This is a genomic window from Candidatus Omnitrophota bacterium, from assembly GCA_025453395.1.
Lineage (GTDB): Bacteria > Omnitrophota > Gorgyraeia > Gygaellales > Profunditerraquicolaceae > JAlOQK01.
The window spans coordinates 61,422-85,611 of the sequence record JALOQK010000005.1 but is presented as its reverse complement, the minus strand read 5'-3'; the positions used below and the strand labels follow the sequence as shown (position 1 = coordinate 85,611).

25 protein-coding genes are annotated in these 24,190 nt (G+C 41.7%); all 25 read right to left on the bottom strand.

Going from position 1 to position 24,190, the window contains the following annotated elements; translation table 11 throughout:
- Nucleotides 1-771 (bottom strand): peptide chain release factor N(5)-glutamine methyltransferase, encoded by a 771-nt coding sequence (gene prmC, locus MUF05_06045; GenBank protein ID MCU0666636.1) that lies wholly within the window; start codon nt 769-771, stop codon nt 1-3.
- Nucleotides 764-1,834, bottom strand: a complete 1,071-nt coding sequence (prfA, locus tag MUF05_06040; protein ID MCU0666635.1) for a peptide chain release factor 1 — start codon at nt 1,832-1,834, stop codon at nt 764-766. Before prfA ends, prmC begins: the two co-directional genes overlap by 8 nt.
- Nucleotides 1,835-1,988: 154 nt before the next feature.
- Nucleotides 1,989-2,189, bottom strand: coding sequence for a 50S ribosomal protein L31 (gene rpmE / locus MUF05_06035; GenBank protein MCU0666634.1), 201 nt, complete (start codon nt 2,187-2,189; stop codon nt 1,989-1,991).
- A 127-nt stretch (nt 2,190-2,316) separates the two neighbouring features.
- A complete protein-coding gene (gene rho / locus MUF05_06030; GenBank protein MCU0666633.1) occupies nt 2,317-3,540 on the bottom strand; it encodes a transcription termination factor Rho in 1,224 nt (407 codons plus the stop codon).
- 20 nt (nt 3,541-3,560) lie between these two features.
- The gene (coaE, locus tag MUF05_06025) at nt 3,561-4,136 is read right to left on the bottom strand and encodes a dephospho-CoA kinase (GenBank protein MCU0666632.1); all 576 of its coding nucleotides are present in this window, start codon (nt 4,134-4,136) and stop codon (nt 3,561-3,563) included.
- Nucleotides 4,137-5,528, bottom strand: coding sequence for a glycogen synthase GlgA (gene glgA / locus MUF05_06020; protein ID MCU0666631.1), 1,392 nt, complete (start codon nt 5,526-5,528; stop codon nt 4,137-4,139).
- On the bottom strand, nt 5,525-8,050 hold the full coding sequence (locus MUF05_06015; GenBank protein ID MCU0666630.1) for a DNA polymerase I: 2,526 nt from the start codon (nt 8,048-8,050) through the stop codon (nt 5,525-5,527). The genes glgA and MUF05_06015 overlap by 4 nt, the downstream gene beginning before the upstream one ends.
- 117 nt (nt 8,051-8,167) lie before the next feature.
- Nucleotides 8,168-10,348: an acetyl-CoA decarbonylase/synthase complex subunit alpha/beta gene (gene acsB, locus MUF05_06010; GenBank protein MCU0666629.1), complete on the bottom strand. Its 2,181-nt coding sequence runs from the start codon at nt 10,346-10,348 to the stop codon at nt 8,168-8,170.
- Nucleotides 10,333-11,118 carry a hypothetical protein gene (locus tag MUF05_06005; protein ID MCU0666628.1) on the bottom strand — a complete coding sequence of 262 codons (786 nt, stop codon included), beginning with the start codon at nt 11,116-11,118 and terminating at the stop codon, nt 10,333-10,335. The genes acsB and MUF05_06005 overlap by 16 nt, the downstream gene beginning before the upstream one ends.
- Nucleotides 11,119-11,261: 143 nt before the next feature.
- The gene (locus MUF05_06000) at nt 11,262-12,131 is read right to left on the bottom strand and encodes a methylenetetrahydrofolate reductase (protein MCU0666627.1); all 870 of its coding nucleotides are present in this window, start codon (nt 12,129-12,131) and stop codon (nt 11,262-11,264) included.
- A 533-nt stretch (nt 12,132-12,664) separates the two neighbouring features.
- On the bottom strand, nt 12,665-12,994 hold the full coding sequence (locus MUF05_05995; protein MCU0666626.1) for a DMT family protein: 330 nt from the start codon (nt 12,992-12,994) through the stop codon (nt 12,665-12,667).
- Between the two features lie 81 nt (nt 12,995-13,075).
- Nucleotides 13,076-13,906 (bottom strand): bifunctional 5,10-methylenetetrahydrofolate dehydrogenase/5,10-methenyltetrahydrofolate cyclohydrolase, encoded by an 831-nt coding sequence (locus MUF05_05990; protein ID MCU0666625.1) that lies wholly within the window; start codon nt 13,904-13,906, stop codon nt 13,076-13,078.
- A complete protein-coding gene (locus MUF05_05985; GenBank protein MCU0666624.1) occupies nt 13,884-14,444 on the bottom strand; it encodes a cyclodeaminase/cyclohydrolase family protein in 561 nt (186 codons plus the stop codon). The genes MUF05_05990 and MUF05_05985 overlap by 23 nt, the downstream gene beginning before the upstream one ends.
- Before the next feature lie 12 nt (nt 14,445-14,456).
- On the bottom strand, nt 14,457-14,837 hold the full coding sequence (locus tag MUF05_05980) for a YraN family protein (protein ID MCU0666623.1): 381 nt from the start codon (nt 14,835-14,837) through the stop codon (nt 14,457-14,459).
- Nucleotides 14,824-15,450, bottom strand: coding sequence for a ribonuclease HII (locus MUF05_05975; protein MCU0666622.1), 627 nt, complete (start codon nt 15,448-15,450; stop codon nt 14,824-14,826). The genes MUF05_05980 and MUF05_05975 overlap by 14 nt, the downstream gene beginning before the upstream one ends.
- 7 nt (nt 15,451-15,457) lie before the next feature.
- On the bottom strand, nt 15,458-15,802 hold the full coding sequence (rplS, locus tag MUF05_05970; protein ID MCU0666621.1) for a 50S ribosomal protein L19: 345 nt from the start codon (nt 15,800-15,802) through the stop codon (nt 15,458-15,460).
- Nucleotides 15,795-16,538 carry a tRNA (guanosine(37)-N1)-methyltransferase TrmD gene (gene trmD / locus MUF05_05965; GenBank protein MCU0666620.1) on the bottom strand — a complete coding sequence of 248 codons (744 nt, stop codon included), beginning with the start codon at nt 16,536-16,538 and terminating at the stop codon, nt 15,795-15,797. The genes rplS and trmD overlap by 8 nt, the downstream gene beginning before the upstream one ends.
- Nucleotides 16,535-17,644, bottom strand: coding sequence for a tRNA guanosine(34) transglycosylase Tgt (tgt, locus tag MUF05_05960; protein MCU0666619.1), 1,110 nt, complete (start codon nt 17,642-17,644; stop codon nt 16,535-16,537). Before tgt ends, trmD begins: the two co-directional genes overlap by 4 nt.
- 47 nt (nt 17,645-17,691) lie before the next feature.
- A complete protein-coding gene (gene queA / locus MUF05_05955) occupies nt 17,692-18,684 on the bottom strand; it encodes a tRNA preQ1(34) S-adenosylmethionine ribosyltransferase-isomerase QueA (GenBank protein MCU0666618.1) in 993 nt (330 codons plus the stop codon).
- A 77-nt stretch (nt 18,685-18,761) separates the two neighbouring features.
- On the bottom strand, nt 18,762-19,889 hold the full coding sequence (locus tag MUF05_05950; protein ID MCU0666617.1) for a SpoIID/LytB domain-containing protein: 1,128 nt from the start codon (nt 19,887-19,889) through the stop codon (nt 18,762-18,764).
- Nucleotides 19,874-20,407, bottom strand: coding sequence for an epoxyqueuosine reductase QueH (locus tag MUF05_05945; GenBank protein MCU0666616.1), 534 nt, complete (start codon nt 20,405-20,407; stop codon nt 19,874-19,876). Before MUF05_05945 ends, MUF05_05950 begins: the two co-directional genes overlap by 16 nt.
- Before the next feature lie 2 nt (nt 20,408-20,409).
- Nucleotides 20,410-21,009 (bottom strand): hypothetical protein, encoded by a 600-nt coding sequence (locus tag MUF05_05940; GenBank protein ID MCU0666615.1) that lies wholly within the window; start codon nt 21,007-21,009, stop codon nt 20,410-20,412.
- Nucleotides 21,010-21,329: 320 nt separating this feature from the next.
- Nucleotides 21,330-22,406, bottom strand: a complete 1,077-nt coding sequence (ruvB, locus tag MUF05_05935; GenBank protein MCU0666614.1) for a Holliday junction branch migration DNA helicase RuvB — start codon at nt 22,404-22,406, stop codon at nt 21,330-21,332.
- Complete coding sequence (locus tag MUF05_05930; protein MCU0666613.1) at nt 22,403-23,194, bottom strand: segregation/condensation protein A; 792 nt, start codon at nt 23,192-23,194, stop codon at nt 22,403-22,405. Before MUF05_05930 ends, ruvB begins: the two co-directional genes overlap by 4 nt.
- A 1-nt stretch (nt 23,195) precedes the next feature.
- Nucleotides 23,196-24,179, bottom strand: coding sequence for a tryptophan--tRNA ligase (trpS, locus tag MUF05_05925; GenBank protein ID MCU0666612.1), 984 nt, complete (start codon nt 24,177-24,179; stop codon nt 23,196-23,198).
- Nucleotides 24,180-24,190 lie beyond the last annotated feature (11 nt).

Sequence of the window (24,190 nt, the reverse complement as noted above, 5' to 3'; positions counted from 1 at the left end):
TTATCCTTGCGCTATGACGAAGCGGTTATACTGCTGGTAATCCTTGACTTTTTTTACTATTTTAAGTTTATTTTGCTTCTTAAAAATATCCTCTATTTGGGATAACTGATCAAACCCGATCTCCAAGACAAGAAAACCTCCGCTTTCTAAGAATTCGCCGGCAGAAGGAATAATCTTCTTATAGAAATAAAGCCCGTCTTCACAGCCGTCTAAAGCTAATCTCGGCTGGCATTTTACTTCCGGCTCTAAACGCTTAATATCGCCTGTTCTTATATACGGGGGATTACTCACAATTATATCATATTTACCAGATTCGCAAGATAAACAGGAAAAAATATCGCTTTCTATAAAATCAATTTCTACATTATGCATCTTAGCGTTTTCACTTGCTTGTTTCAAGCAGACAGGCGAAATATCTACCGCGGAAATCTTAGCCAACGGCAACATTTTCGCTAAAGATACTGCGATACATCCGGAGCCGGTGCCAATATCAAGGATCTTTGGATTCTTTGAGGCAAGCTTCAAAGTTTCTTCAACTAAAATTTCGGTTTCTGGACGCGGGATCAAAACATCGGGTGAAACCTTAAATTCTAAGCCCATAAATTCGGTTTTCCCTAAAATATATTCTATAGGCTGGCCGTTTATCCTGCGTTTAATGACAGAAGAAAGATACTCTGCCTGCTGGGCAGTGATCGGCTTGTCCCAATTAAGATATAATTTTTCCCTGGAAAGATTGGTTATTTCAGAAAATAAAACTTCTGCCTCATTCATTTTTAGCTTCTCTTTGCTTTTCCTGCGATGCCTTGATTATTGCGTCGGATAATTCTTCAAGGTCCCCATTTAAGATCGCCTCAAGCCGGTAAAGAGTCAAATTAATCCTATGATCTGTGACCCGGCGGTCCGGATAATTATAGGTGCGGATTTTCTCGCTTCTGTCGCCTGTGCCTACTTGCGAACGCCTCTCGTCAGCTACTTTCTTGCTATCCGCCTGCTGTTTCATATCCAGAATTTTTGCCCCTAACACGCGCATAGCTTTAGCTTTGTTCTTGATTTGCGAGCGCTCGTCCTGACAAGCCACGACCACGCCCGTAGGAATATGGGTAATGCGCACAGCAGAATCGGTTTTTTGCATATGCTGTCCGCCCGGTCCAGAAGAACGATAGGTGTCAATTTTTAGATCCTTAGGCTCAATCACCAGATCCACTTCTTCGGGTTCAACTAAAACCGCCACCGTCGCGGTTGAAGTATGCACTCTTCCCTGGGATTCAGTCTCCGGAACCCGCTGCACTCGGTGCACCCCGCTTTCAAAACGAAGCCGCTTATAACAATGGTCTCCCTGCACGCTAAAAACAACTTCTTTAAAACCTCCCAATTCCGTGGGATGCGAAGACAATAGCTCAACCACCCATCCTTTTTGAGCAGCGTATTGAGAATACATGCGGTAAAGGTCAGCGGCAAAAAGCGCCGCTTCCATGCCTCCTGTGCCCTGACGGATTTCCATGATAATGCCGCGGTTTAAGTCTTTATCTTCTTCAACAAGCTGTTTCTCAAGCTGCTGAACAATCATATTCTTTTTCTCAACAAGAACAGGTAGCTCCTTCTTCACCAGGTCAATAAAATCCTTGTCGTGCTGTTTGGCAAGTTCGCTTTCCAAATCACGGATTTCCTGATCTGCCTGTTTATATTGACGGAACAGTTCTACCTGCGGCCTTATAGAAGCAAGCTCCTTGGCAAGCTTCTGGTATTGAGACTGATTATTGGCAACATCATTCTGCCCCAGAAGCGCTTCTATTTCCTGATAGCGTTTATCCGCTTTTTCCAGCTGTTTAAACATAGTAAAGTAAATGTAAAATTAAGAATTAAAAATGAAAAATTAAAACAAAAACTAAAAATATTAAATATCTAACAAAAACTTGTTTATGGACTAAAAACTGCATTGTTTTGGCCTTTGTTTTGATCTTAAATTTTTAACTTTGAATTTTTAATTTTTATTTTTTACTGTATTTCTTCAAAAACTTATCCACTCTTCCTGCGGAATCCACAAATTTCTGCTTGCCGGTAAAAAATGGATGGCAGCTTGAGCAAACCTCTACTCTGATATTGGGCTTAGTGGAACGGGTGTGGATAGTATTCCCGCAAGCACAAATAATAACCGCGTCTTGATATTTGGGATGAATTTTGTCTTTCATGGTAAAACCTCCTTGTTGTTTAGCGCAAAACTAAAAGCGCAAAGCGTAAAATTAAAGTGTAAAATTCAAAACGTTTTTAATTTTTAATTATGGTTTTACGTTTTTCGTTTTACTTTTTACGCTTTTATTATTGGTTCATACTGTTTAGAAACTCTTCGTTGTTCTTTGTTTTAGACAGCTTCCCGATCAAAAGCTCCATTGCCTCAACATTGTTTAATTCATTTAAAACTTTGCGCAAGATCCACGCCCTCTGCAAAACCTCCGGCTTTAATAAAAGCTCCTCGTGCCGGGTATTTGAACGCTTAATATCAATCGCCGGATAGATGCGCCGCTGGAACAAATTACGGTCAAGCTGGATTTCCATGTTACCGGTGCCTTTGAATTCTTCAAAGATGACTTCATCCATGCGGCTGCCGGTATCTACGAGGGCGGTTGCGATAATCGTCAATGATCCGCCTTCTTCAATTGCGCGCGCGGCTCCAAAGAAGCGTTTCGGTTTCTGCAAGGCATTAGAATCAATCCCGCCTGATAAAACCTTGCCGCTGTGCGGGACAACCGAGTTGTAGGCGCGGGCCAAACGGGTAATACTGTCCAAAAGGATCACTACGTCTTTTTTATGCTCCACCAGCCTCTTGGCCTTTTCCAAAACAATTTCCGCTACCTGCACGTGCCTTTCCGGCGGCTCATCAAAGGTAGAAGAAATTACTTCTCCTTTTACATGCCGCTGCATATCGGTGACTTCTTCCGGGCGTTCGTCAATCAAAAGGACAATCAGCGCCACATCGGGATTATTTCCGGTAATAGCATTAGCGATTTTCTGCAGTAACACTGTTTTCCCGCTGTATGGCTGGGCGACAATTAAGCCGCGCTGCCCCTTGCCAATAGGAGTCAACAGGTCCATAATGCGCATGGATACTTCAGAGGGGGCAGTTTCCAGATTAAAACGTTCTTGCGGGTATACAGGAGTTAAGTTATCAAAAAGCGTCTTGTCTTTTGCCACCTCTGGATTCTCAAAATTCACCGCCTCTACTTTAAGAAGGGCAAAATATTTCTCGCCCTCTTTGGGCGGGCGGATTTCACCACTTACCGTATCTCCGGTCCTTAAATCAAATTTCCTTATCTGCGAGGGAGATATATAAATATCGTCGGGACAGGGCAGATAATTATAGTTAGACGATCTTAAGAAACCAAAACCTTCGGGCAGTATTTCCAAGGTGCCTTCCCCGAACATCAAGCCCTCTTTTTCCGCCTGGCCCTGCAGGATCTTAAAGATCAATTCCTGTTTTCTTAAACTGCCGAAACCGTTAACATTAAGCTCTTTGGCTAATTTGTTAAGCTCCGGTATTTTCATTTCCTTTAACTTCCTTATATCTAACTTCTCCACAAACTCCTCCTTATTTGCATAACTTGTTGCTTTGTTTTCTTTAATGTCGCGTTATTATCTATAATCAAATCAGCAAAGCGCATTTTTGTTTTCGGCGCAAGCTGCATTTTATTCCTTGATCCTATCTGGGCCTTATTTAATCCATCTCTTTTCTTAAGCCGCAGAAATATTTTATCCTTGGAGGCTTTGACAAAGATTATTTTATCTGCCAATCTTGATAATCCCGCCTCAATAAGTAGCGGCGCGTCTAAAATAACCGTCTTGGATCTTGCCTTTTTGATTTTTTTCTTTACCGCGCCAATTATCCAAGGATGGGTGATGCGGTTTAAGGCCTCTGTTCTTTTCTTATTTGTAAAAACAATCTCGGACAATTCTTTACGGGCAAATGTGCCAAATTCTTTTAACAAGAGCTTCTTTATAACCGGATCTTTTAAGGCCTGGTGCGCGATTTTATCCGCGTTAACTAATTCCAGCGGCCTTCCAGCCAAAAGCTTGGCTACGGTGGTCTTTCCGCTTCCAAAACACCCCACCACTGCTATTATTTTCTTATCCCCAAAACCCATCTAATTTTTCTTCTTGGCGGTTTTATATAATTTAATATATTCCCCGGCTGACTGCTCCCAGGAAAAATCTTCACTCATCGCCTTTTTAACCAAAGCGCTCCATGATTTCTTATTGTTAAACGCTTTTATAGCGCAAGACACAGTTGAAAGAAGCGCGTCTTTTGAATAAATATCAAAAACAAAACCATTCTTGCTGTTTACGGTATCGGCCAAACCGCCGGTCTTAAAAACTACCGGGATAGTGCCGTATTTTAAACTAATCAACTGCCCTAAGCCGCATGGCTCATAACGCGAAGGCATCAAAAATAGATCCGAGCCGGCATAAATCTTATGGGCTAAGACATCATCAAATTTAAGGTTCAAAGAAATTACCTTTGGGTATTTCTTTGCCATGTCCAAAAGTAACTTATGATATTTTTCCTCTCCGGTGCCCAGGATCACAAGCTGCAGGCCCATCTTGCAGATATTCTCAATGCCTTGGGCTAAAATATCAAAACCTTTTTGCCCGGCTAAGCGCGAAACAATGCCAAAAAGCGGCGTATCTTTATTAACCGGGAAACCGCAGGCCTTTTGCAGATCATTTTTACAATCCGCTTTCCCTGTTAGATTAGCAATACTGAATTTCTTTGCCAAGGCTTTATCTTTTGCCGGATCCCAAATCTGATAATCCAAGCCATTGACTATCCCGAAAAGCGAATCCTTTCTTTTCGTCAAAACTCCTTCTAATCCAAAACCAAATTCCTTGGTCTGTATTTCCTGGCTGTAGGTGCGGCTTACGGTATTGACCTTATCGGCGAATTCTATCCCGCCTTTTAAAAGGTTTATTTTATCGTAGTATTCCAGCTGCTCAATATTAAAATACCCCCAGTCCAGTCCTAACTTTGGATATTCATCTTTGGCGAAAAGGCCCTGGTATCCGATATTATGAATGGTTAAAACACTTGATGTGGATTTATAAAACGGATCATCACGGTAAATCGTCTTTAGGTAAACAGCTGCCAGACATGCCTGCCAATCATGCACATGGATTATATCAGGGCGAAAATCAATTTCTTTCAATAGCTCAAGCGCTTTCTTGGAATAAAAACTAAAACGTTCAAGATTATCTTTGTAATCGCCAGTTTTATCCATATATAAGGCGTCGCGGTTAAAATAAAGGTCGTTTTCCAGGAAATAAACCTTAACATTCTTGCCGATTACCGAACACCAGAGGCCGTCTTTTATTTTCTTTAAATTAAACTTGCCCTCGCGGGTGATCTTATAAAAAGGCGTAATAATTACAACTTCCTGCTGGGCTTCTTCAAGGGCAATTGGCAATGCTCCGGCAACATCCGCTAACCCGCCTGTTTTAGCAAAAGGCACAACTTCTGAAGCGCATACAGCTATCTTCATTTTGCCGCCTCCATTTCTAACCAGTTGTTTCCGCTTTTGACACTGACCACTAACGGGACATCTAATTTTAACGCAGCTTCCATCTTCTGGCGGATTAAATCCACAAAATTCCGCTTTAAATCTTCTTTTGCCGTATTAAATACAAGTTCATCGTGGATCTGCAAGATCATCTTGGAATTAAAATTCCTGGATGAGATTTCTTTGTGAATATCTATCATGGCGAGTTTCATTAAATCGCTTGCTGTGCCCTGCACAGGGGTATTTACCGCCTGCCGCTGGGCAAAAAAACGCAACCCCTGGTTCTTATCGTTTATCTGCGGCAGGTATCTGCGCCGCCCTAAAAGCGTAGTTACAAAGCCCTGGGTCTGGGCCAAAGCTATCTGTTTATCAATGTAATCTTTTACCCCGGGGTAACGCGAAAAATAAGCGTCAATAAAATTTTGCGCCTTTTCAACCGGAATATGCAGGTCTTTAGACAACCCCCAAGAGCTTAACCCGTAGATAATCCCAAAGTTTATCCTCTTGGCCACATCACGCATAGAAGAATCTACTTTCTCTTCGAGGGTATCATATATCAAAGAAGCGGTTATCTTATGCACGTCTTTGCCGCTTAAAAAAGCATCGGTTAGTGTTTTATCGGCGCATAAATGCGCCAAGACGCGCAATTCTATCTGTGAATAATCAAAGGAAACCAAAACGCTTTCCTTATCAAAACAAACAATTGCCTTTCTAACTTGGCTGCCTAATTCCGTTTTAATGGGGATATTCTGCAGATTAGGCGAACTTGAGCTTAATCTTCCGGTTTCAGTACCGGTCTGATTAAAAGAAGTGTGCACAAAATCATTAGCATCCGCCAGCTCAGGCAAAACATCCACATAGGTATTCTTTAATTTAACAAGCTGCCGGTATTCTAAAAGCATCTTGGGTAATTCATGCTCTAAGGCCAAGCGGGTTAAGACTTCTTCGTCAGTAGACGGGCCGGTCTTGGTTTTCTTTACTATCGGAAGCTTCAACTCTTGGAATAAAACCTCGCCCAACTGTTTGGGAGAATTAATATTAAATTCCCTTCCGCTAACCTTATAAATTCCAGCGATAAGTTTTTCTAACTTGCCGTCTATTTTGCCGGAAAGTATTTTTAGGAATCTTTTATCTATTTTAATGCCGGTTATTTCCATGCTGGATAAAACTTCTACAAGCGGCATTTCAATCTTATAAAAAAGGTCAAGCAGCGACTTTTCTTCTAAATCCCGCCTTAATCTATCTTTCAATAAGAAAACAGTTTCCACGCCTTGCGGATTACTGCCCAAGTATTCTAAGGATAAATCCTCTAAACTATAACCGGACTCCGCAGGATTTAAGACATAGCAAGCCAGCATAGTATCAAAATTTATGCCTTGCAGAAAAATCCCCTCTTTAGAAAGAGCTAATTTTAGATTTTTTAGATCATGCCCGGACTTTTTGATCTTGCTGTCTTCTAGGGCATTTTTTATTTGCGCGATATCCGAAACAACAAAGGCCTGGCCAGCGCAAAGAAATGAAAACTTGCTATCCGGGGCAACACTTAAGATCAATTCCGGATCCTTGCGCAGTAATTTTGCAATTTCTTCACAAGATAATACGGGTAAATCTTTTAGCGCCTGGCCTTCAGCAACCTGGCCTTCAGCAGCAAGCAGGCCTTTAAGGAATTTCTTAAACTCTAACTTGCGGAAAATCTCGGCAAGCTCTTTTTTATCCTCTTTGCCCAAAGATAAATCATCAAAATCAAACTCCAGCTCTACAGGTTGATTCAAAAAGGATAATTCCCTAACCAATAGGATAGTCTGGGTATTGTGCTTGATAGATTCTTTTAATTTCTCTTTTTTTAAAGAGTCCACTTTCTCAATAAGCTTCTGGGCACTTCCAAACTGCTTGATCAAATCTACCGCGGTTTTCTCTCCCACGCCCGGAACCCCGGGAAGATTATCCGCGGCGTCTCCCATTAAACTTAAAACATCGGGGATCTGCTCTGGGGCAATCCCATAACGCTCCAAGACTTTTGCTTTATCATAAAGCGTGCCGCTATCTTTATAGGGACTAAAAACAAAGGTGTCCTCATCAACCAACTGCAGCATATCTTTGTCAGAGCTAACGATTGTAGAAACAATGCCTTTTTTCTTGGCAAGTTTTGCGATATGGGCGATAAGGTCATCTGCCTCAAGCCCCTCTTTTTCAAAGATCTTTACTCCCATCGCTTTAACAATATCCTTAATAAAGGGGATTTGGCTTTTTAAAGGGTCCGGCATCTCCGGCCGCTGAATCTTGTATTCCTTAAACTTATCCTGACGAAAGGTTTTGCGTGAAATATCAAAACACGCTGCCAAGTAATCCGGCTGATGATCTTCTATGATCTTCTTTAAAATATTGGTAAAGCCGTAAATCGCGTTTGTCGGCTGGCCGGAAGAAGTGCTCAAGCCGGGCAAGGCATAGAAAGCTCTATAACAAAAAGCCGTAGCATCAATTAGGTATAATCGTTTTGGGACCATATTATGGCAGGGCCATTAACTATGCTATTTATCTTGGGGAAACCTCTGCAAGGTTAAGGTGAGATACTTTTACTATATCTTATTATAAGCCCTAACCTTACATGCGTCAAGCCAAAATTATATCAAAGCATCCATGCTTAAAGCAGGGTGTTTTACCTTTTCTAAAAACACAAGCAATTCTTCGGATGAAACAGCGACTGTTTCATCGGCTATTTTCTCTAAAAAATCAGGTTCGCCTATTTCTTCGCTTCTCTTTTTTAATTTATCCGCTAGTAATTCCTTTAGCTCTTTGGGCATCCAGACTAAACGCTTCAAGCCGCCTTCAGCAGAAATAAATTTTTTGCTGGCGATATAAAGCTTGCCTACGCCTAAGAATCCCGGAGTCTGCACCCCTCCTCCAACCGAACCGGCTAAGGTGGTAAAAGTCATCCCGCTTGGGGTCATCCCGGAGAAATCACGATTCACTACCATTACCCCGTTTGCCTCCGGGACGATAGCCACAATACACTCAAAACATCCGCAGGAAGACTGCGGAGAATCCATCAAAGAATACATACTTACCTTATCAATAGTCTTGTTAGATTTGTTATACATAAACTTATTGGTATTTTCCCATTGGCCAAGGCGCGCGTCTAACAATTGCCCTTTTAAAATCGGCTGATTGGGCCCGGTAGGCGTAATCTCATAGGATGCTTTGCCGTCTAACCACGAATAAGCTCCGCATAGGCCCAAACGCTCTGGGGTAATAATGCATAAGTGATTAGGAGCAAATGACTGGCACAATAAACATGAATAAAAAGTATCCACGCTTTCATCAGTCATGCCGCGTAAACGTTCGTCGCGGGCATCATAAGATTTTTTTGCTTCCGGCAACAACTGCCCTACGTCTTCTATTTTAGTATATAGCTTGACCTGCACTTTATCTACAATTGCGCTATATTCCTGATGCAACATCGCATGCAGGATAACCCCGATATGCTTCAGGCGAAAACCTTTAACAAAAGCATCCTTAGAAATACGGATCCAGTTCATTTCCCGCTGGCCCACGTGCATTAAGCCCATGGCGTAATTCACAAAACGGTGGATTTGCCGCTCTAAGATCGGCTCAAAATCTTTTTGCATCTTTCTTCCGGCAACTTCTACAATAATAGCAAGCGGTAAAGACTTCTTTCCTGCCGGCAGATTATCCACATCCGGCCCAATAAGTTCAATCTTCCCGTCTTCCACTTCATTTAAATTGCGCATAAACAAGAATTCAAAGGCAGTGCTTGCCTTGCCGCCAAATTCAGCATGCAGGTTTTCTTTGCGCACCCGCTCACCCTCAAAGGCTGCCGCGTAAGAAACCGGAATGGGAATATTGGTAACTTTGACTTTCAATCCCCTGGCCTCCACGCATTTTGCGGCTAATTTGCTATAATCCTTTTCAACCACAAGCGCTTCATAAAGAGTAGTATCGATCTTGCCCACCTGCGGCACATCAAGGTCGCTTATAATCGGAAAACCCATGGCCAAAGCACCAAGGCCGGTAGCCACAATTACTTCATCCACATGATTTAACAAAACTACAAAAGCCGGGACCTTTTCCTTGGTGTAATTAAGGATTTCCTTCCACTGCCCGCTTTTTTGCCCGCCGTACATTAAGGCCGCGCGCACCGCCCAGTTCACCGCGTAAATTACTGAGAGATAGTCATCGCCTAAAGAAACCACATAATTGTCTAAACCGATTTCCACTTTCTGGCTTTCAAGCTGCTTTTGAAAAGTGTTACCGCTAACATTTCCAACCAAAAGGCTGACGATGCTTCTACTTTGAAAATCGCGCACTAACTTGACCGCTGATTCAGCATCTTTCGCCGGGCCCAAAATAACCGCGATGCCGGCAATTCTTCCGTCTACAAGCTGAATGCCTAAAGCGCGCAAAAGCGTATCTGATAAGAATCCCGCTCCCTGCTTGGGGTGCCTGCCGTATAGATATTCTAAACTAGCTAAAACTTCTTCACATAAAAGCGTGCCTAAACCTTTATGCAAAACTCCTCCTAAGGCTTCTAATTTCATGCCGTTAGAAGCAGGTAAATTTTTATGTATTGCCTCTACCTGTTTTAAAACAAGGCGGCAATCCGCTAAAGTCTTAACTTCCATTTTAAGTAATGCATTGGCAAGGGGGAAAAAATAATTGGTTTCCGGAAAACTAATAGCGGTGGTTTCGCCTTTTTCTTTGATTGTCTTTTCAAGAGAATCTTTGGTCAAACCAAACACCGCTTGATTTCCTTTTTCACCTAACTGGATTAAGACGTCTGACATGTTACCCCCTGTTTTTGACCTCCGGCGCTAGCCTCATCAGTCTGTGGCGTCGGGACATTCTCCTGTATTTTATTTAGACCTTCTTGTTTTAATTCTTCGTCAGTTTTAAGATTATCTTGAAAGAAAATAGCAATATCTACGGCTATGACTTTTTTGCTGTTAAGTTTTATGGCCTGAAGCTCTCCGTCGCCGATAAATTCAAGCGGATTTTCATCGTGAATCCATTCCAAATTATCATGCGCCTCTATCTGGGGATCCTCAAGCGTCATGATCTTGACTTCCCTTTTTCTCTCCAATAGATGCGCGGCGATTGTTTTTATTTTCTGGCTTGTTCCGATAATGCAGGCAACGTCAGATATAGCCATACGCTGTTTGATTTCTTTGGCTGACTCTAAATTAGAGAAAAGAAACACGCCTTTTTTATGCTTGCCGGCTATTTCTGGTAAATTTACTTTGGGAAGAGAAAAATTAAACACTTGATCATAATCCAATACCGGGCCATCTTTCAGGAAGACTTTCTTTTTTCTTTCATCAATGCGGTTTAATTGCTTGTCGCGGATAATCTGCACCTGATTACTTTTATAAAAATCCTCGTTGGCAAAATAAAGCTCTTTCTCCTTTATTTTGTCGGTTGTGTACTCAAGAAGCTTATCCCGGCTATAAGGAAGAAAAGCATTTTGCGTAACTATGGTAACTTCACATTTCTTGCCTAAGAAAAACTCGCAGGCAGAAAAAGCAGCCAAGGTATCTCCAATGATAATTATCTTCATAATATATTCGTTTTAATAACCAATGACCAATTTTCCCAATAACCAAATAATAATCAAACACCAATTATCAATAACCAAACCTGTTTGGTAAATTGAGTATTGATTATTGGAACTTATTTGGTGTTTGGTTATTAATTATTATTTTATAGGCCGCTTGCATCTAAAACTCTCGGAACGACTTTATCCCATCCGATAGACATAATATGTATTCCTTGGCACATGGGTTTTAGTTCTTTGATCAGGCGCGCGGCAATTTCCACGCAAGTAGCTTGTTTATCTTTAGTAGCTTCCATCTCCTTAATTAAATCCTCCGGCACAAAGACCCCAGGGACATTTTTATTCATATAGCGCGCCATCCCAGCAGACTTTAATAAAACAATCCCGGCCATAACTGGAGTCTTCAAATGCTTGGTTTTATTTAAGAAATTCTCAAAAAGTTTAACATCATAAACTGCCTGGGTCTGAAGAAATTCTGCTCCCGCTTCAATTTTCTTTTCCATCTTCATGACCTGCGGTTCCAGAGGGTCAGCACCGGGATTAACTACCGCGCCAAGACAAAAGCTTGGGGGTTTTCCAATAAGCTTATTTCCCTTCATATCCTCACCCTGCTGTAGCTTTTTGGCGGCCTGCAACAACTGCACCGAATCAAGGTCAAACACTGGTTTGGCATCAGGATGATCCCCAAGCGACGGATGATCACCGGTTAAGATTAAAACATTTTCTATACCTAAGCTTGCGGCAGACAATAATTCTGATTGCAGCGCCAAACGATTCTTATCACGGCAAGTTACCTGTAAGATCGGCTCAAAGCCTTTTTGCTTTAAGGCGACACACATACCAAAGGAACTTAAGCGCATCACTGAACTCTGCAAATCCGTAACATTGTAGGCATCAACTCTGTTACGAATAAGTTCAGCATCTTCTAAAATTTGCGCGGTTTCAATCCCCTTTGGCGGCCCAATCTCCGAGGTCACCAAAAACTTTCCTGCCTGCAATTTTTCTTTAAAGGTCATTTTAATCTTTCCTTTTTAAATATATGCCATAGCGCCAACAGAATAAAAAGAATCCCTACAGCGTAATGCCATATTGATTCCCCTTTAAGATAAAACACAAAAGGCAAACCACTAATTCTTTTTATCCCTCTATTAAACATCTATCACCTTTGCGCAGGGTTTGGGAGCGCGCATCAAAAACCATCCGTCTCCTCAACCCTTTTGATTTTTTGCAAAAGACTTGGCTATGGTTTCGAGGGACGTGGAGGCAAGGAGCGGGCTTGGTTTGTGCATCCGACTCCAAATTATAAAAACGGATTTATCTAGGGCTCGGATGCACAAGAGCGACGCAGCCGACCCGAGCGAAGTTTTGCCACGCTGGGTCAAAACGAGCGCTCCCGAGAAACTATAGACAAGGCATACGCAAAAAATCAAAGAACACTACTACCACTTCTTAAATATCACCACCACCGCTAAGATTATTAAAAAGAACCCTACCGCGTAATTAGCCGCAGAAGGCGGCGCACTTTGCCTTCAAATAGGCAAAGGTGCCATTACCATTTCTTAAATATGAACACTACTGCCAAGATAATAAATAAAAACCCTACCAAGTAGTTCCATTTAAAATCTTCCTTAAGATACAGAATTGAAAAGACTGCAAAAACTACCAAAGTAATAATTTCCTGTATCGTCTTTAGCTGGGCGGTCGAGAATTGATACGAACCAATCCGGTTTGCCGGCACCTGAAAGCAATACTCCACAAATGCAATGCCCCAACTAACCAAAATCACAATCCAAAGTGGCGATTGCTTATATTTCAAATGCCCATACCAGGCAAAAGTCATAAAAATATTAGAAATTGTCAAAAGAACTATTGTCTTCATCTATAATATCACTCTTGCTGTAGAAGTCTTACCCGGATTTGTTTCATAAACTACTGTGCAGCATACGCTTAGCTAAAGCGTCTACGATGTATTGACGAGGTTGCGCATGAGCATGGTTACTGTCAATGGCCCAACTCCACCGGGGACCGGAGTAATCCAAGAGGCTTTCTTTTCAGCTGCCTCAAACTCCACATCGCCCACAATCTTACCTTCAATTCTATTTATCCCCACATCAATTACAATTGCGCCATCTTTAACCCACTCACCCTTGATCAATCCTGCTTTGCCCACTGCCACAATCAGGATTTCCGCTTTTTTCACATGCTCTTCTAACTTTCCCGCCTTACTTGTTCCGATATGACATACTGTAACCGTAGCAAACTTCTCAAGTAACAATAGCGTTAATGGCTTCCCTACAATCTCACTATGCCCTACAATCACAACTTCCTTGCCGTATAAGTCCACACCAGTAGAATTTAATAATTCCATACAGCTTGCCGCAGTACAAGGGACAATCTTTGCTTTGCCAAACAAAATCTTTCCGATATTTGCCGGGTGCATACCCTCAACATCTTTAGAGGGATCAATAAAACCAGATATTTTCTTGTAATCTATATGCGCGGGTAGCGGCATCTGAATAATAATGCCATTTACCTTTTTATCGCTATTTAATTTTTGGATAAATTCGATTAAAGCGGCTTCTTGTGTATCCGCAGGCAATTTCTGGAACTGATAAACAATGCCCAAATTCTGTGCCGCCTTTTCCTGTGACTTAACATAAGCCTCTGCCCCGGGATTCTCGCCCACTAAGACGCTAGCCAACACCGGCTTGACACTCATTGATCCAACCTGAAGCTTAATTTCTTCTTTGATCTTCTCCGCTAGTGGCTTACCCTCTAATAATTTTGCCAATTTGCTCCTCCGTCTTAAGCCTTATTTTCTGGACGATTTTCTTATTGCGCGCAAGTTCCTTCCTGATAGAGTTTACTAATTTCTTATCACTTAAGAACCTCAAATTTATTTCTACATTAAAACAAGCTGACATAAAACCTGACTCAAGCATAATTGCGGCAACTGCCACGTCACTTATTAAATTCTGATTTGATTTCTTAACAAGCACGGGGCAGACTTTGATCAACTCGCAACAAAGACGCGACAACATAAACGGCACATTAAGCGAGTCGCGCAGATTCTTACTGCTATAGGCAATTACATCCAGATCCACCAAGCGCAGAAATTCTTGCCTTGCCTTCTCCGAATGCGCAAATATTTTCTTTAATTCAGATTCGTATTTAGCGTATTTTGGCTTGCCTAAGGTAAAATTAATTACCATACTAATTAGGCTTGCGCCCAGTGCTGCGTTCATGGCTGCCGCAGAACCGCCCCCCGGAGCAGGAAGCTTGGCTGATAAATCATCAAGATATTTCACAAGCGAAGCGTCTTTATACATATTCTTTTCCTTCTAGTAAGAAAATCTGCCGTCCATTTCAAAGGCATCCGTAATTACATCTATCACGTTTTTGCCGCCTTCTTTATCTATGCACACTACATCAAAACGGGCACTCTTATCCAATAAATCTTTCTCTTTTAAGAAATAAACTGCGGTCTTGGTAAGCCTGCGCTGTTTATCTTGGGTTACAGCCTCGCTTGCTGTCCCAAAATCAGTACTGGTGCGGGACTTTACTTCCACAAAGCAAATTGTCCCTTTGCATTGCGCGATAATATCTATTTGGCCAAAACTACAACGGTAATTTTCCTGAATAATCTTATATCCGTGTTTCTTAAGGTACTTTACCGCCTCCTGCTCGGATTCTTTGCCAAGCTTGACATTATGGCCTGACATCTTTAAAATTTACACCTTTTAAGAAACTCTTCCTATGGATCAAGCAAACTCCTAGTTTCTTCAAAGCGTTTCTGTGTGAGAGCGTGCCATATCCCTTGTGCTTGGCAAAACCATAACCCGGATAAGAATCTTCATAAGCATGCATTATCTTATCCCGCACCACTTTTGCTAAAATTGAGCCGCAGGCAATACTTTTACAGAGACTGTCGCCTTTAACAAGAGTGCTTGTAGAAACCGGTAAAGATAAAGGCATGTTACCATCTACAATAACATGCACTTTCTTTTTATCTAGAACGCCTACTTTATCAAGTACCCCAATAACCGCCTGCTCCATGGCAAGCTTTGCTGCCTGAAGGATATTTATCCTGTCAATTGCATGGTGGTCAACCAAACCAAGAGAAAAAAAAGAGTTTTGGACAATCTCTTGATAAGCATTTTCACGTTGTTGGGGGGTAAGTTTTTTAGAATCATCTATCCGGTTCTTAAATTGGTGGTTTTTAAGAAGAACTGCTGCGGCAACTACCGGCCCGGCTAATGGCCCGCGGCCGGCTTCATCCACGCCGATGACAAAATCAAAACCTTTAATCTTAAAGTGGTTCTCGTAATCAAACACCTAATTATTAGGCTTCGTCGATTTTTGTAGCGCGTTTACCGACTTTATCCCGCAAGTAATATAATTTCGCCCTTTTAACTTTTCCCCCACGCACCATCTCAATGCGCTCAATATTGGGAGAATGCAAATTAAAGGCGCGTTCAATGCCTTCACCAAAAGAAACCTTACGCACGGTGAAACTAGTCTTAAGACCAGTCCCCTGACGGGCGATAACTACGCCCTCAAAAGGATGCAAACGCACCTTATCCGGGCCTTCCGGGATCTTAGTTAAGACTTTAATTGTATCGCCAACCTTGAAATCCGGGATATCTTTCTTAAGATATTCTTGCTCAATAAGTTTGATCTTATCCATTTTTTCTTTTCTTCCTTTCTTTCTTACTTAACAAATCTGGACGCTTAAGCTTGGTCCTTTTTATTGCTTCTTGTTTTCTCCACTCTTCTATTTTCTGGTGATCCCCGCAAAGAAGAACTGGCGGAGTTTTTAAGCCCCGGAAATCTGCGGGCCTGGTGTAGTGCGGATATTCTAATAGATTACCCTCAAATGACTCAAAATTCAAGGAATTTTTATCCCCCAAAACCCCGGGAACAAGCCTGACCAAGGCATCAATTAAGACCATAGCCGGAAGCTCCCCACCGGTTAAAACATAATCACCTATGGAAATCTCTTCATCTACCAGATTTTGCCTTACTCTCTCATCAACCCCCTCATAATGCCCGCAGATCAGGATAAGATGCTCTTCTTTGGCTAATCTTTTGGCATTTTCCTGATTTAAGGTCTTTCCTTGAGGACAGAGCAATATAGTTTTAGGCCTTTTATTTTTGCATTTTGAATTATGATTTTTAATTTTGCATTTTGAATTTTTAATTATTCCCTCTACCGCGTCAAATATCGGCTGCGCACACATCACCATACCGCTACCGCCGCCAAAAGGGCGGTCATCAACTTTGTGATGCTTATCCAAAGTGTAATCGCGCAGATCATGCACATTGATTTCTACTTTTCCTTTTTCCTGTGCGCGCTTGACCATAGATTCACCCAAAACTGCGTCAAACATCTTGGGAAAAATAGTTAAAATATCAATTCTCATACCTTATATTTCTCCAGAAAATTCTTCTTAAATTGCGCAAACCTGTCTTCGGAAATTGCCTGACGCGCCTTTTGCATCAAATCCAAAAAGAAATAGATATTATGCGCGGATAAAAGCATTAACCCCAGCGTCTCTTCGGCATTAAAAAGATGCCGAATATAAGAACGGCTAAAATTCTTGCAAGTATAACAACCGCATTCCGGGTCAAGCGGGCCAAAATCCTGAATGTACGGTGAATTACGCGCAACAATTTTCCCCTGCGAAGTAAAAGCTGTGCCATTTCTACCATAACGCGTAGGGATAACGCAATCAAACATATCTACCCCTCTTTCCACCGCCTCCAGAAGATCTTGGGGATAGCCTATGCCCATAGTATAGCGAGGTTTATCTTTGGGTAAAAGCTCTTCTACCACTTCTATAGTTTCATAGATTAAATTACTTGGCTCACCCACGGAAACTCCTCCAATAGCAAACCCGTCAAAGCCAATATCCAAAATTGCCTTGGCGCAATCCCGACGCAAATCCATATAAGTTGCCCCTTGGATAATCCCGAATAATGCCTGATTGGCTTGGCCATTTTTATCTTTAAATTCCTTGGCGCGTTTCTCCCAAACAATTGTGCGGTCCATCGCCGCTTGAGCGTGGTCCTTAGTGCAAGGATAATGCGCACATTCATCAAGCGGCATCATAATGTCCGAGCCTAAAACCTGCTGGATTTCCATTACCTTTTCAGGAGTAAAAAAATACTTTGTCCCGTCAATATGCGACTGAAATTCTACTCCCTCATCAGTAACTTTTCTTAATAAAGGAAGGCTAAACACCTGATACCCACCGCTATCAGTTAATATCGGAAGCTCCCAAGACATAAATTTATGTAAGCCTCCAGCTTTTTTAATTACCTCTAGGCCGGGGCGTAAAAATACGTGATAAGCATTAGAAAGAATGATCTTTGCCCCTGATTCTTTAAGATGCGAAGGGAATACGCCTTTAACTGTGGCGTGCGTGCCCACAGGCATAAAACAGGGGGTTTGGATTTCTCCGTGAGAAGTAACCAACTTTCCCAACCGCGCTTTAGTATTTTTGTCTTGGTGCAAGAGATCAAACATAACGCTCTTATTCCTTACTTTTGACTTTTTACTTTTAACTTTTGACTTTATATTATCAACATCGCGTCGCCGTAACTGTAGAAACGGTATTTTTGCTCAATTGCCTCTTTATAGGCTTTTTTGGCTAATTCTGTTCCGGCAAACGCGCAAACCAGCATAAAAAGCGTAGTGCGCGGCAGGTGAAAATTAGTCAAAAGACAATCGGTTAATTTAAATTTATACCCGGGATAGATAAAAAGATTAGTTTTGCCTTCTTGGGATTTAGTTTTAGCAAAGGTCTCTAAGGTGCGCAGAGAAGTTGTGCCCACAGCAAAAATCTTTTTACCTTGCGAACGGGTTTCCTGTATAAGTTTAACAGTGTTATCGCTTATATTAAAAGATTCATAATCCATCTTGTGCTCGGTTATATTATCAACTGTTACAGATTTGAAAGTCGCCTGGCCCACGTGCAAGGTTAGATAACCTATCTGGGCCCCTTTTAATTCAAGGGCATGAATAAGCTGTTTTGTAAAATGTAACCCTGCGGTGGGAGAAGCAATTGCCCCTTCTTCTTTGGCGTAAATAGTCTGATAATAATCCCAGTCAAATTTCTCCGGTTCGCGTTTAATATAAGGAGGTAATGGAATAAGGCCAAAACGATAGATTTCACTGGGATTAGCTAAAGAGAAACTTAACCTTCCGTGGCCAGTAATTCTCGCAGTCAACGCACCGTTATGAAAAGAAATCACATCCCCGTCTTTTCCTCTTGCGGGACTTATCATCGCCTTAAATTCGCCAGCGCCTAAATGCTCTAAAAGAAATACCTCTACCTTGCCACCAGTAATTCTTGTACCCATTAAGCGGCAGGAAACAACCTTGGTGTCGTTTAAAACCAATAAGTCATCTTTATTGATATATTCAACAATATCAGAGAAAATACGATGCTGGATAGTTCCATCAGCCCTATCCACAACAATAAGGCGCGCCCTGTCACGCTGTTTAAGCGGGAATTGCGCGATAAGTTCCTTTGGCAAATAATAATCAAAATCTTTTAGATGCATAAGTCAGCTTTCAGCTGTCAGCTATCAGCTTTCAGCTAAATACATAAGAATAACTCACATCCCACATCTCACTCTAATTATAACTTACCCGCGTTACTAATTTCTACGCCCGGATAATAATATCTTAAGATCTCATTATACTTATAACCCTGTTTAGCCATAAAATACGCGCCCCACTGACACATCCCTACTCCATGGCCCCAACCAGAACCTTGAAATAAAATACCTTTATCAGATAACTTAAGCTTAAAATCAGTGCTTCTGATAAGATTTGGGCCCAACGCCTGACGGAGATCTTTTGCCGGTACAATTACATCTTTGGGAGAAATTATAAATTTAAGGGTTTTTACTCTTCCGGATTTAGTGCGGCTTGCGATAACAACCCCTTGAATATCTTTTACTGCGCCTAAACTTGGGAATTTACTGACAAGCTCTTCTTTTGAAACTAAGGCATCCCAATAAAAATGCGGAGAACCTTTACAAAAAGAACAAACGCGCCCCCTTAAGGCCGGGTCATTAGTATTCCAGAGCACAGAAGCATCCTCGGTGTGCCCGGCGCAGACAGCGTGAAAATAAGCCGGGAAGATTTTCCCCGCGGATAAGATAATTTCCCCTTTGGTCTGGTCAACTGCCTGATTAGTGCGATAACGTTCAGAACCCTTACCTCCGTAAACTTGCGAGTAGATATCAGAAGTAAGATCAAAATCCTTCAGCGTGTTTTGGGATATCTGATAAAGGGCGTAACTTCTACAGACAACAGCTTGCGCCTTTAAGGCCTCTTGCGGCCAGTAATGTGATACCTCGTGGTATAAAATACCCTTGACATAATCCTCAAGGTTCAAGTGATTAACTACTAACAGGCCGCCGCTGTTGTTTCTTATTATCTCTATCTCTCCACGGAAAGATTTAGGCCCCACCTTAACTACAGCTTCCTGATCAGGCCTAATCAGCAAAGCCCTGCTATCCGTCTTTATTTCGCCAATAAAGATATTGCCACCGGATAATTCTGCCCGGCCGCTCAAGGATGCGCCTTGAGAAAGGATGCTGCCGGTTTTTTTATCCACAACTTCATAGTGCCCGTTGATCTTAATAGGAACGGATTGAGCGTCTTTTAAAATAAGAACCCGCACATAAGGATTCGTAGCCGCGAATAAATTCCCGGCACAAATAAATATGGATATAAATATGGCTAAACTTCTGAACATCTTTCCTCCAGCGAATAAAGGCATCCGCAGTATTTCTGCCGATACAAACCGCTTGCCCGGGCCTGGTTTTGCGCGAGCCTAAAACCTTTTCGGAAATCCTGATAATAAAAATTTACATTTTCCTGTTTTGCAACATCGTTGCCGATTTGCCTAAGCGCGTCATGGTCCTGATAGGGGCTGACAAGAAGTGTGGTAGTAAAAAAATCAAACCCTTTGGCCTTGGCCTCTTTAGCGGTCTTTTCCATGCGCTTCTTCCAGCACAAAAAACACCTCTCTGGCTTCTTATCTTTGCCTTGGATAAGAGCCATGAATTCAGAAATAAGATACTCCGGATAAGAAACAACCAGATTCTTTATAGCGCTAAAATCCACCATGGCGTTTCGCCTCTTATTGTATTCATCAAGGGGGTGGATATTGGGATTATAAAAAATCCCCTCCACCTCCAAGCCTTCAGCCTTAATTTGCTCCAAAGGATAGATCGAACACGGCGCGCAACAAGAGTGTAATAATAATTTCATTTTCAATGTTGTAATCTTCTAATAAAATATACTGCCACTTGCATTATAATGCCCGAACCTAAGAAAACAAATAAGGCATTCTTTAATTTTAAATCATAGACCCTTGTAATAGCCAAGATAGTTAATCCCGATCTCCAGATGATCAAGCTAAAGTAAAATAAATAATAAAAAATAAGAAAACTAGCTAAATTAGTAAACAGTAAACTTATCAAACCAGATATAACTATCCCTAAAAACATGGCTATATACATAATGAAGTAAATAGAAATCACGCAAATAAAGATTTCCTTGGCCTTATTCTTAGTATTAAACATCAATTTGCTAATGGAATTAATAAGAATAATAAATAGTAATACACTCGCTAAAGCAATAATATCCGCTTTATAGCCAACCTTAAGAAAATCATTATAATCAAAGGTATTAATACCCTTGACTATCGAGGTTGCAAATAATATTGCGAACGGCAAGAGTAAAGCTAAAATACTAAAAAGAATAAGAAATAAAACTGCTAAACTTATTGGCTTTTGTTCTATTATATAACTTAGCGCTTCATTTGGACACCTAATCAATTGAAACAGAAATTTAGGGCTTTTATTATCCATTATTACTCCTTTTTTTTAGGAATCATTTCTTGCGTTTTTCCTTTCGGCATAAGCAAAAAACTATGAAAATCAGTGACAAAAAATAAATTTGTCGTGTTTTTGAGCGAATGTCGATTTTAGTCAATGCAGCTTGAGCATTTTAGGGAATCCGAACGCGAAAGCATTCGGACGCCGAGGATGTCCGAGCCCGTCCTGGCGCGGTAGCGCCGACGGGCGAGTTCCGCAGGCGCCTAAAATGCGAAAGACCATTGACGGCACGCCGAAGTTCCTTGCGGCGGGCAAAATCGACCTGAGCGAAAAAATACGACAAATTAATAAAACTACTTTTCAAACAACTCTTCCTGCTGTTCTTTGTTATATTTTAACCCGAAATGTTCAAAGGCAAGCTTTGTGGCGATTCTGCCGCGGGAAGTGCGCTTAAGGTAACCTGCTTTTAAAAGAAACGGCTCAATAGTATCAACGATGGTATCGGTTTCTTCATTCATCGTCGCTGCCAGTGAATCTACCCCCACTGGCCCGCCATTGTACACATCAATAATAATCTTCAAGACCTTGCGGTCAATCTCGTCAAGCCCGGCTTTATCCACCCTTAATTCATCTAAGACGGAATTTGCGGTTTGAGAATCTATAACTTTGACCTGACGTACCTGCGCGTAATCCCTGACCCTGCGCAATAACCTATTAGCGATACGCGGGGTGCCGCGGGCACGCCGCGCAATATCTAATGCCGCGTCAGAGGCTATTTCGATATTAAGAAGCTTTGCCGAATGCGTGATGATCTTTGAAAGGTCCTCATCCTTATAGAAATCCAGGTGATGAAAGATCCCGAACCTGCCGCGCAAAGGCGCCGCCAAAAGCCCGCTTCTTGTGGTGGCGCCAATTAAGGTAAAAGGCTTCAAGTTGAATTTAATAGTGCGGGCAAACTGCCCCTTATCCACCACAAAATCTATCTGGAAATTCTCCATTGCCGGATACAAGAATTCTTCAACTACCTTGGAAAGACGGTGTATCTCGTCTATAAAAAGGATATCACCCTTTTCAAGGTTAGTAAGAATCCCGATTAAGTCTCCGGCGCGCTCAATGGCCGGGCCGGAAGTAGCAGTAATCTTAGTGCCCATTTCATGGGCGATAATATGCGCCAGGGAAGTCTTGCCTAAACCCGGAGGCCCGGATAAAAGAACATGCTCTAAGGGCTCTTTTCTTTGCTTGGCGGCAGTCAAACAGATCTTTATATTATCTACAATCTGTTTTTGCCCGATAAATTCAGAAAGCTTACTTGGCCGCAAAGAAATATTTAATACTATATCTTCTTCAGTGTCATGAGCAGGGCTTAAAAGTTCCGGAACGGGAAAATCAACGCCTGCCTTGATAAGCTTTTTTCTAGTTTCCTGTTTCATTCTGTTTTTGGCTGTTCAGGTTGTTCAGATTCTTCAGCATCAATTCCTCTTGGACAAGGAGTAATGTTATTTTTATTGCGGCAGATCATTATTTCATCAAAGGCTTGGGTCTGTTGCGCGATAATTTCTTTCATGCGGATCAATTCCAGAATTGCCAAGAATGTGACAATGACTTCAAATTTATTTTTGGATTCCCGAAAAAGATCTGACGCGGATACCTGATCTTTGACTAACAACAGATGCATTAAATTATGCACTTTATTCTCAATAGTAAATTCATCTTTTATGACTTCATAGAACACATCCTTAGGTATCTCGGACAAGGCCTTAGAAAAGGCGTTAATTAGGTCAAATATACTTGCCTCAAAATAAGCCTCTTCCGGGACTCCCGGGACAAGGCTGTCAATAACAACCGGCTTTTCTCTTTTAAAGATCTCCTGCTGGGCAAGCTCTTTTTTCTTTAGGTCCTCGGCAACCTGCTTGAATTTCTCATACTCAAGAAGCCTTCTGACTAATTCCGCTCTTGGGTCTTCTTCAATTTCTTCCTGCGGCTGCTCCGCAGCAGGAAGAAGCATCTTGGATTTTATCTGCATTAACGTTGCTGCCATGACCAGGAATTCTCCGGCGATATTCAAATCCAACAACTGCATCAATTCAATGTATTTTATGTACTGTTCGGTAATAGTAGTAATGGGAATATCATAAATATTTAAGTGATCCTTCTTTACTAAATATAAAAGAAGGTCAAGCGGCCCCTCAAAAACCTCTAATTTTATTTTATAAGACATACTATTCAAGCCCCATGGCTTTTTTCGCTTCTTTAAGAACCTCTGAAGTAATTTCGCGCGCCTTATCTGTGCCCTCTTTTAAGATGTCCGCCACGTAAGATTTATCCTCTTCAAGCTTTCTTCTTTTTTTCTGCAAGGCCCCAAGCTTCTCAATAAGAGCGCAGGCAAATTCTTTTTTGCATTGCACGCAGCCCTTTTGTGCGCCCGTGCACCAATTATAGGCTTCTTCTTTCTTATCAGGGGCAAACACGCAATAATAATCATAAACATTACAAACCTTAGGATGCCCCGGATCAGACATCTTGATCCGGCCTGGATCAGTAACCATGGAGGTTACTTTTTTGGCGATTTCATCAACAGAATCCGAAAGATTAATAGTATTATTGTAACTTTTGCTCATTTTTCTTTTATCCAAGCCTAAAAGCCTTGGCACAGGGGTTAATATCGCGTCCGGCTGGGGAAAGATTTCTTTTTTGTAGAGGTTATTGAATTTGCGCGCTATTTCACGGGTAAGCTCAAGATGCGCAAGCTGGTCCTCGCCAACAGGGACTTTATTGGCTTTGTAAATAAGGATATCCGCCGCCTGCAATACCGGATAGCCCAGGAAACCATAGGTATTTAAATCGCGGGTAGTAACTTCTCTTAACTGCTCTTTATACGTTGGGCAGCGCTCCAATAATCCCAAAGGCGTAATACAAGAAAAGATCATAAACAATTCTAAATGCGCAGGAACCTGTGATTGGACAAAGACCGTTGATTTCTTCGGGTCAATGCCTGCGCACAACCAATCCAAAACATTGTCATATCCGCATTCAATAATGGTCTTAGGGCTGGCGTATTCACCCATTAAAGCATGCCAATCCGCGACCATAAAAAAACATTCATACTCTTCCTGCAGCTTCACCCAATTATCAAGCGCGCCCACCAAATGCCCAAGGTGCAGCTTACCCGTGGGGCGCATGCCGCTTAAAATACGTTTCTTCATAATCGTAATTG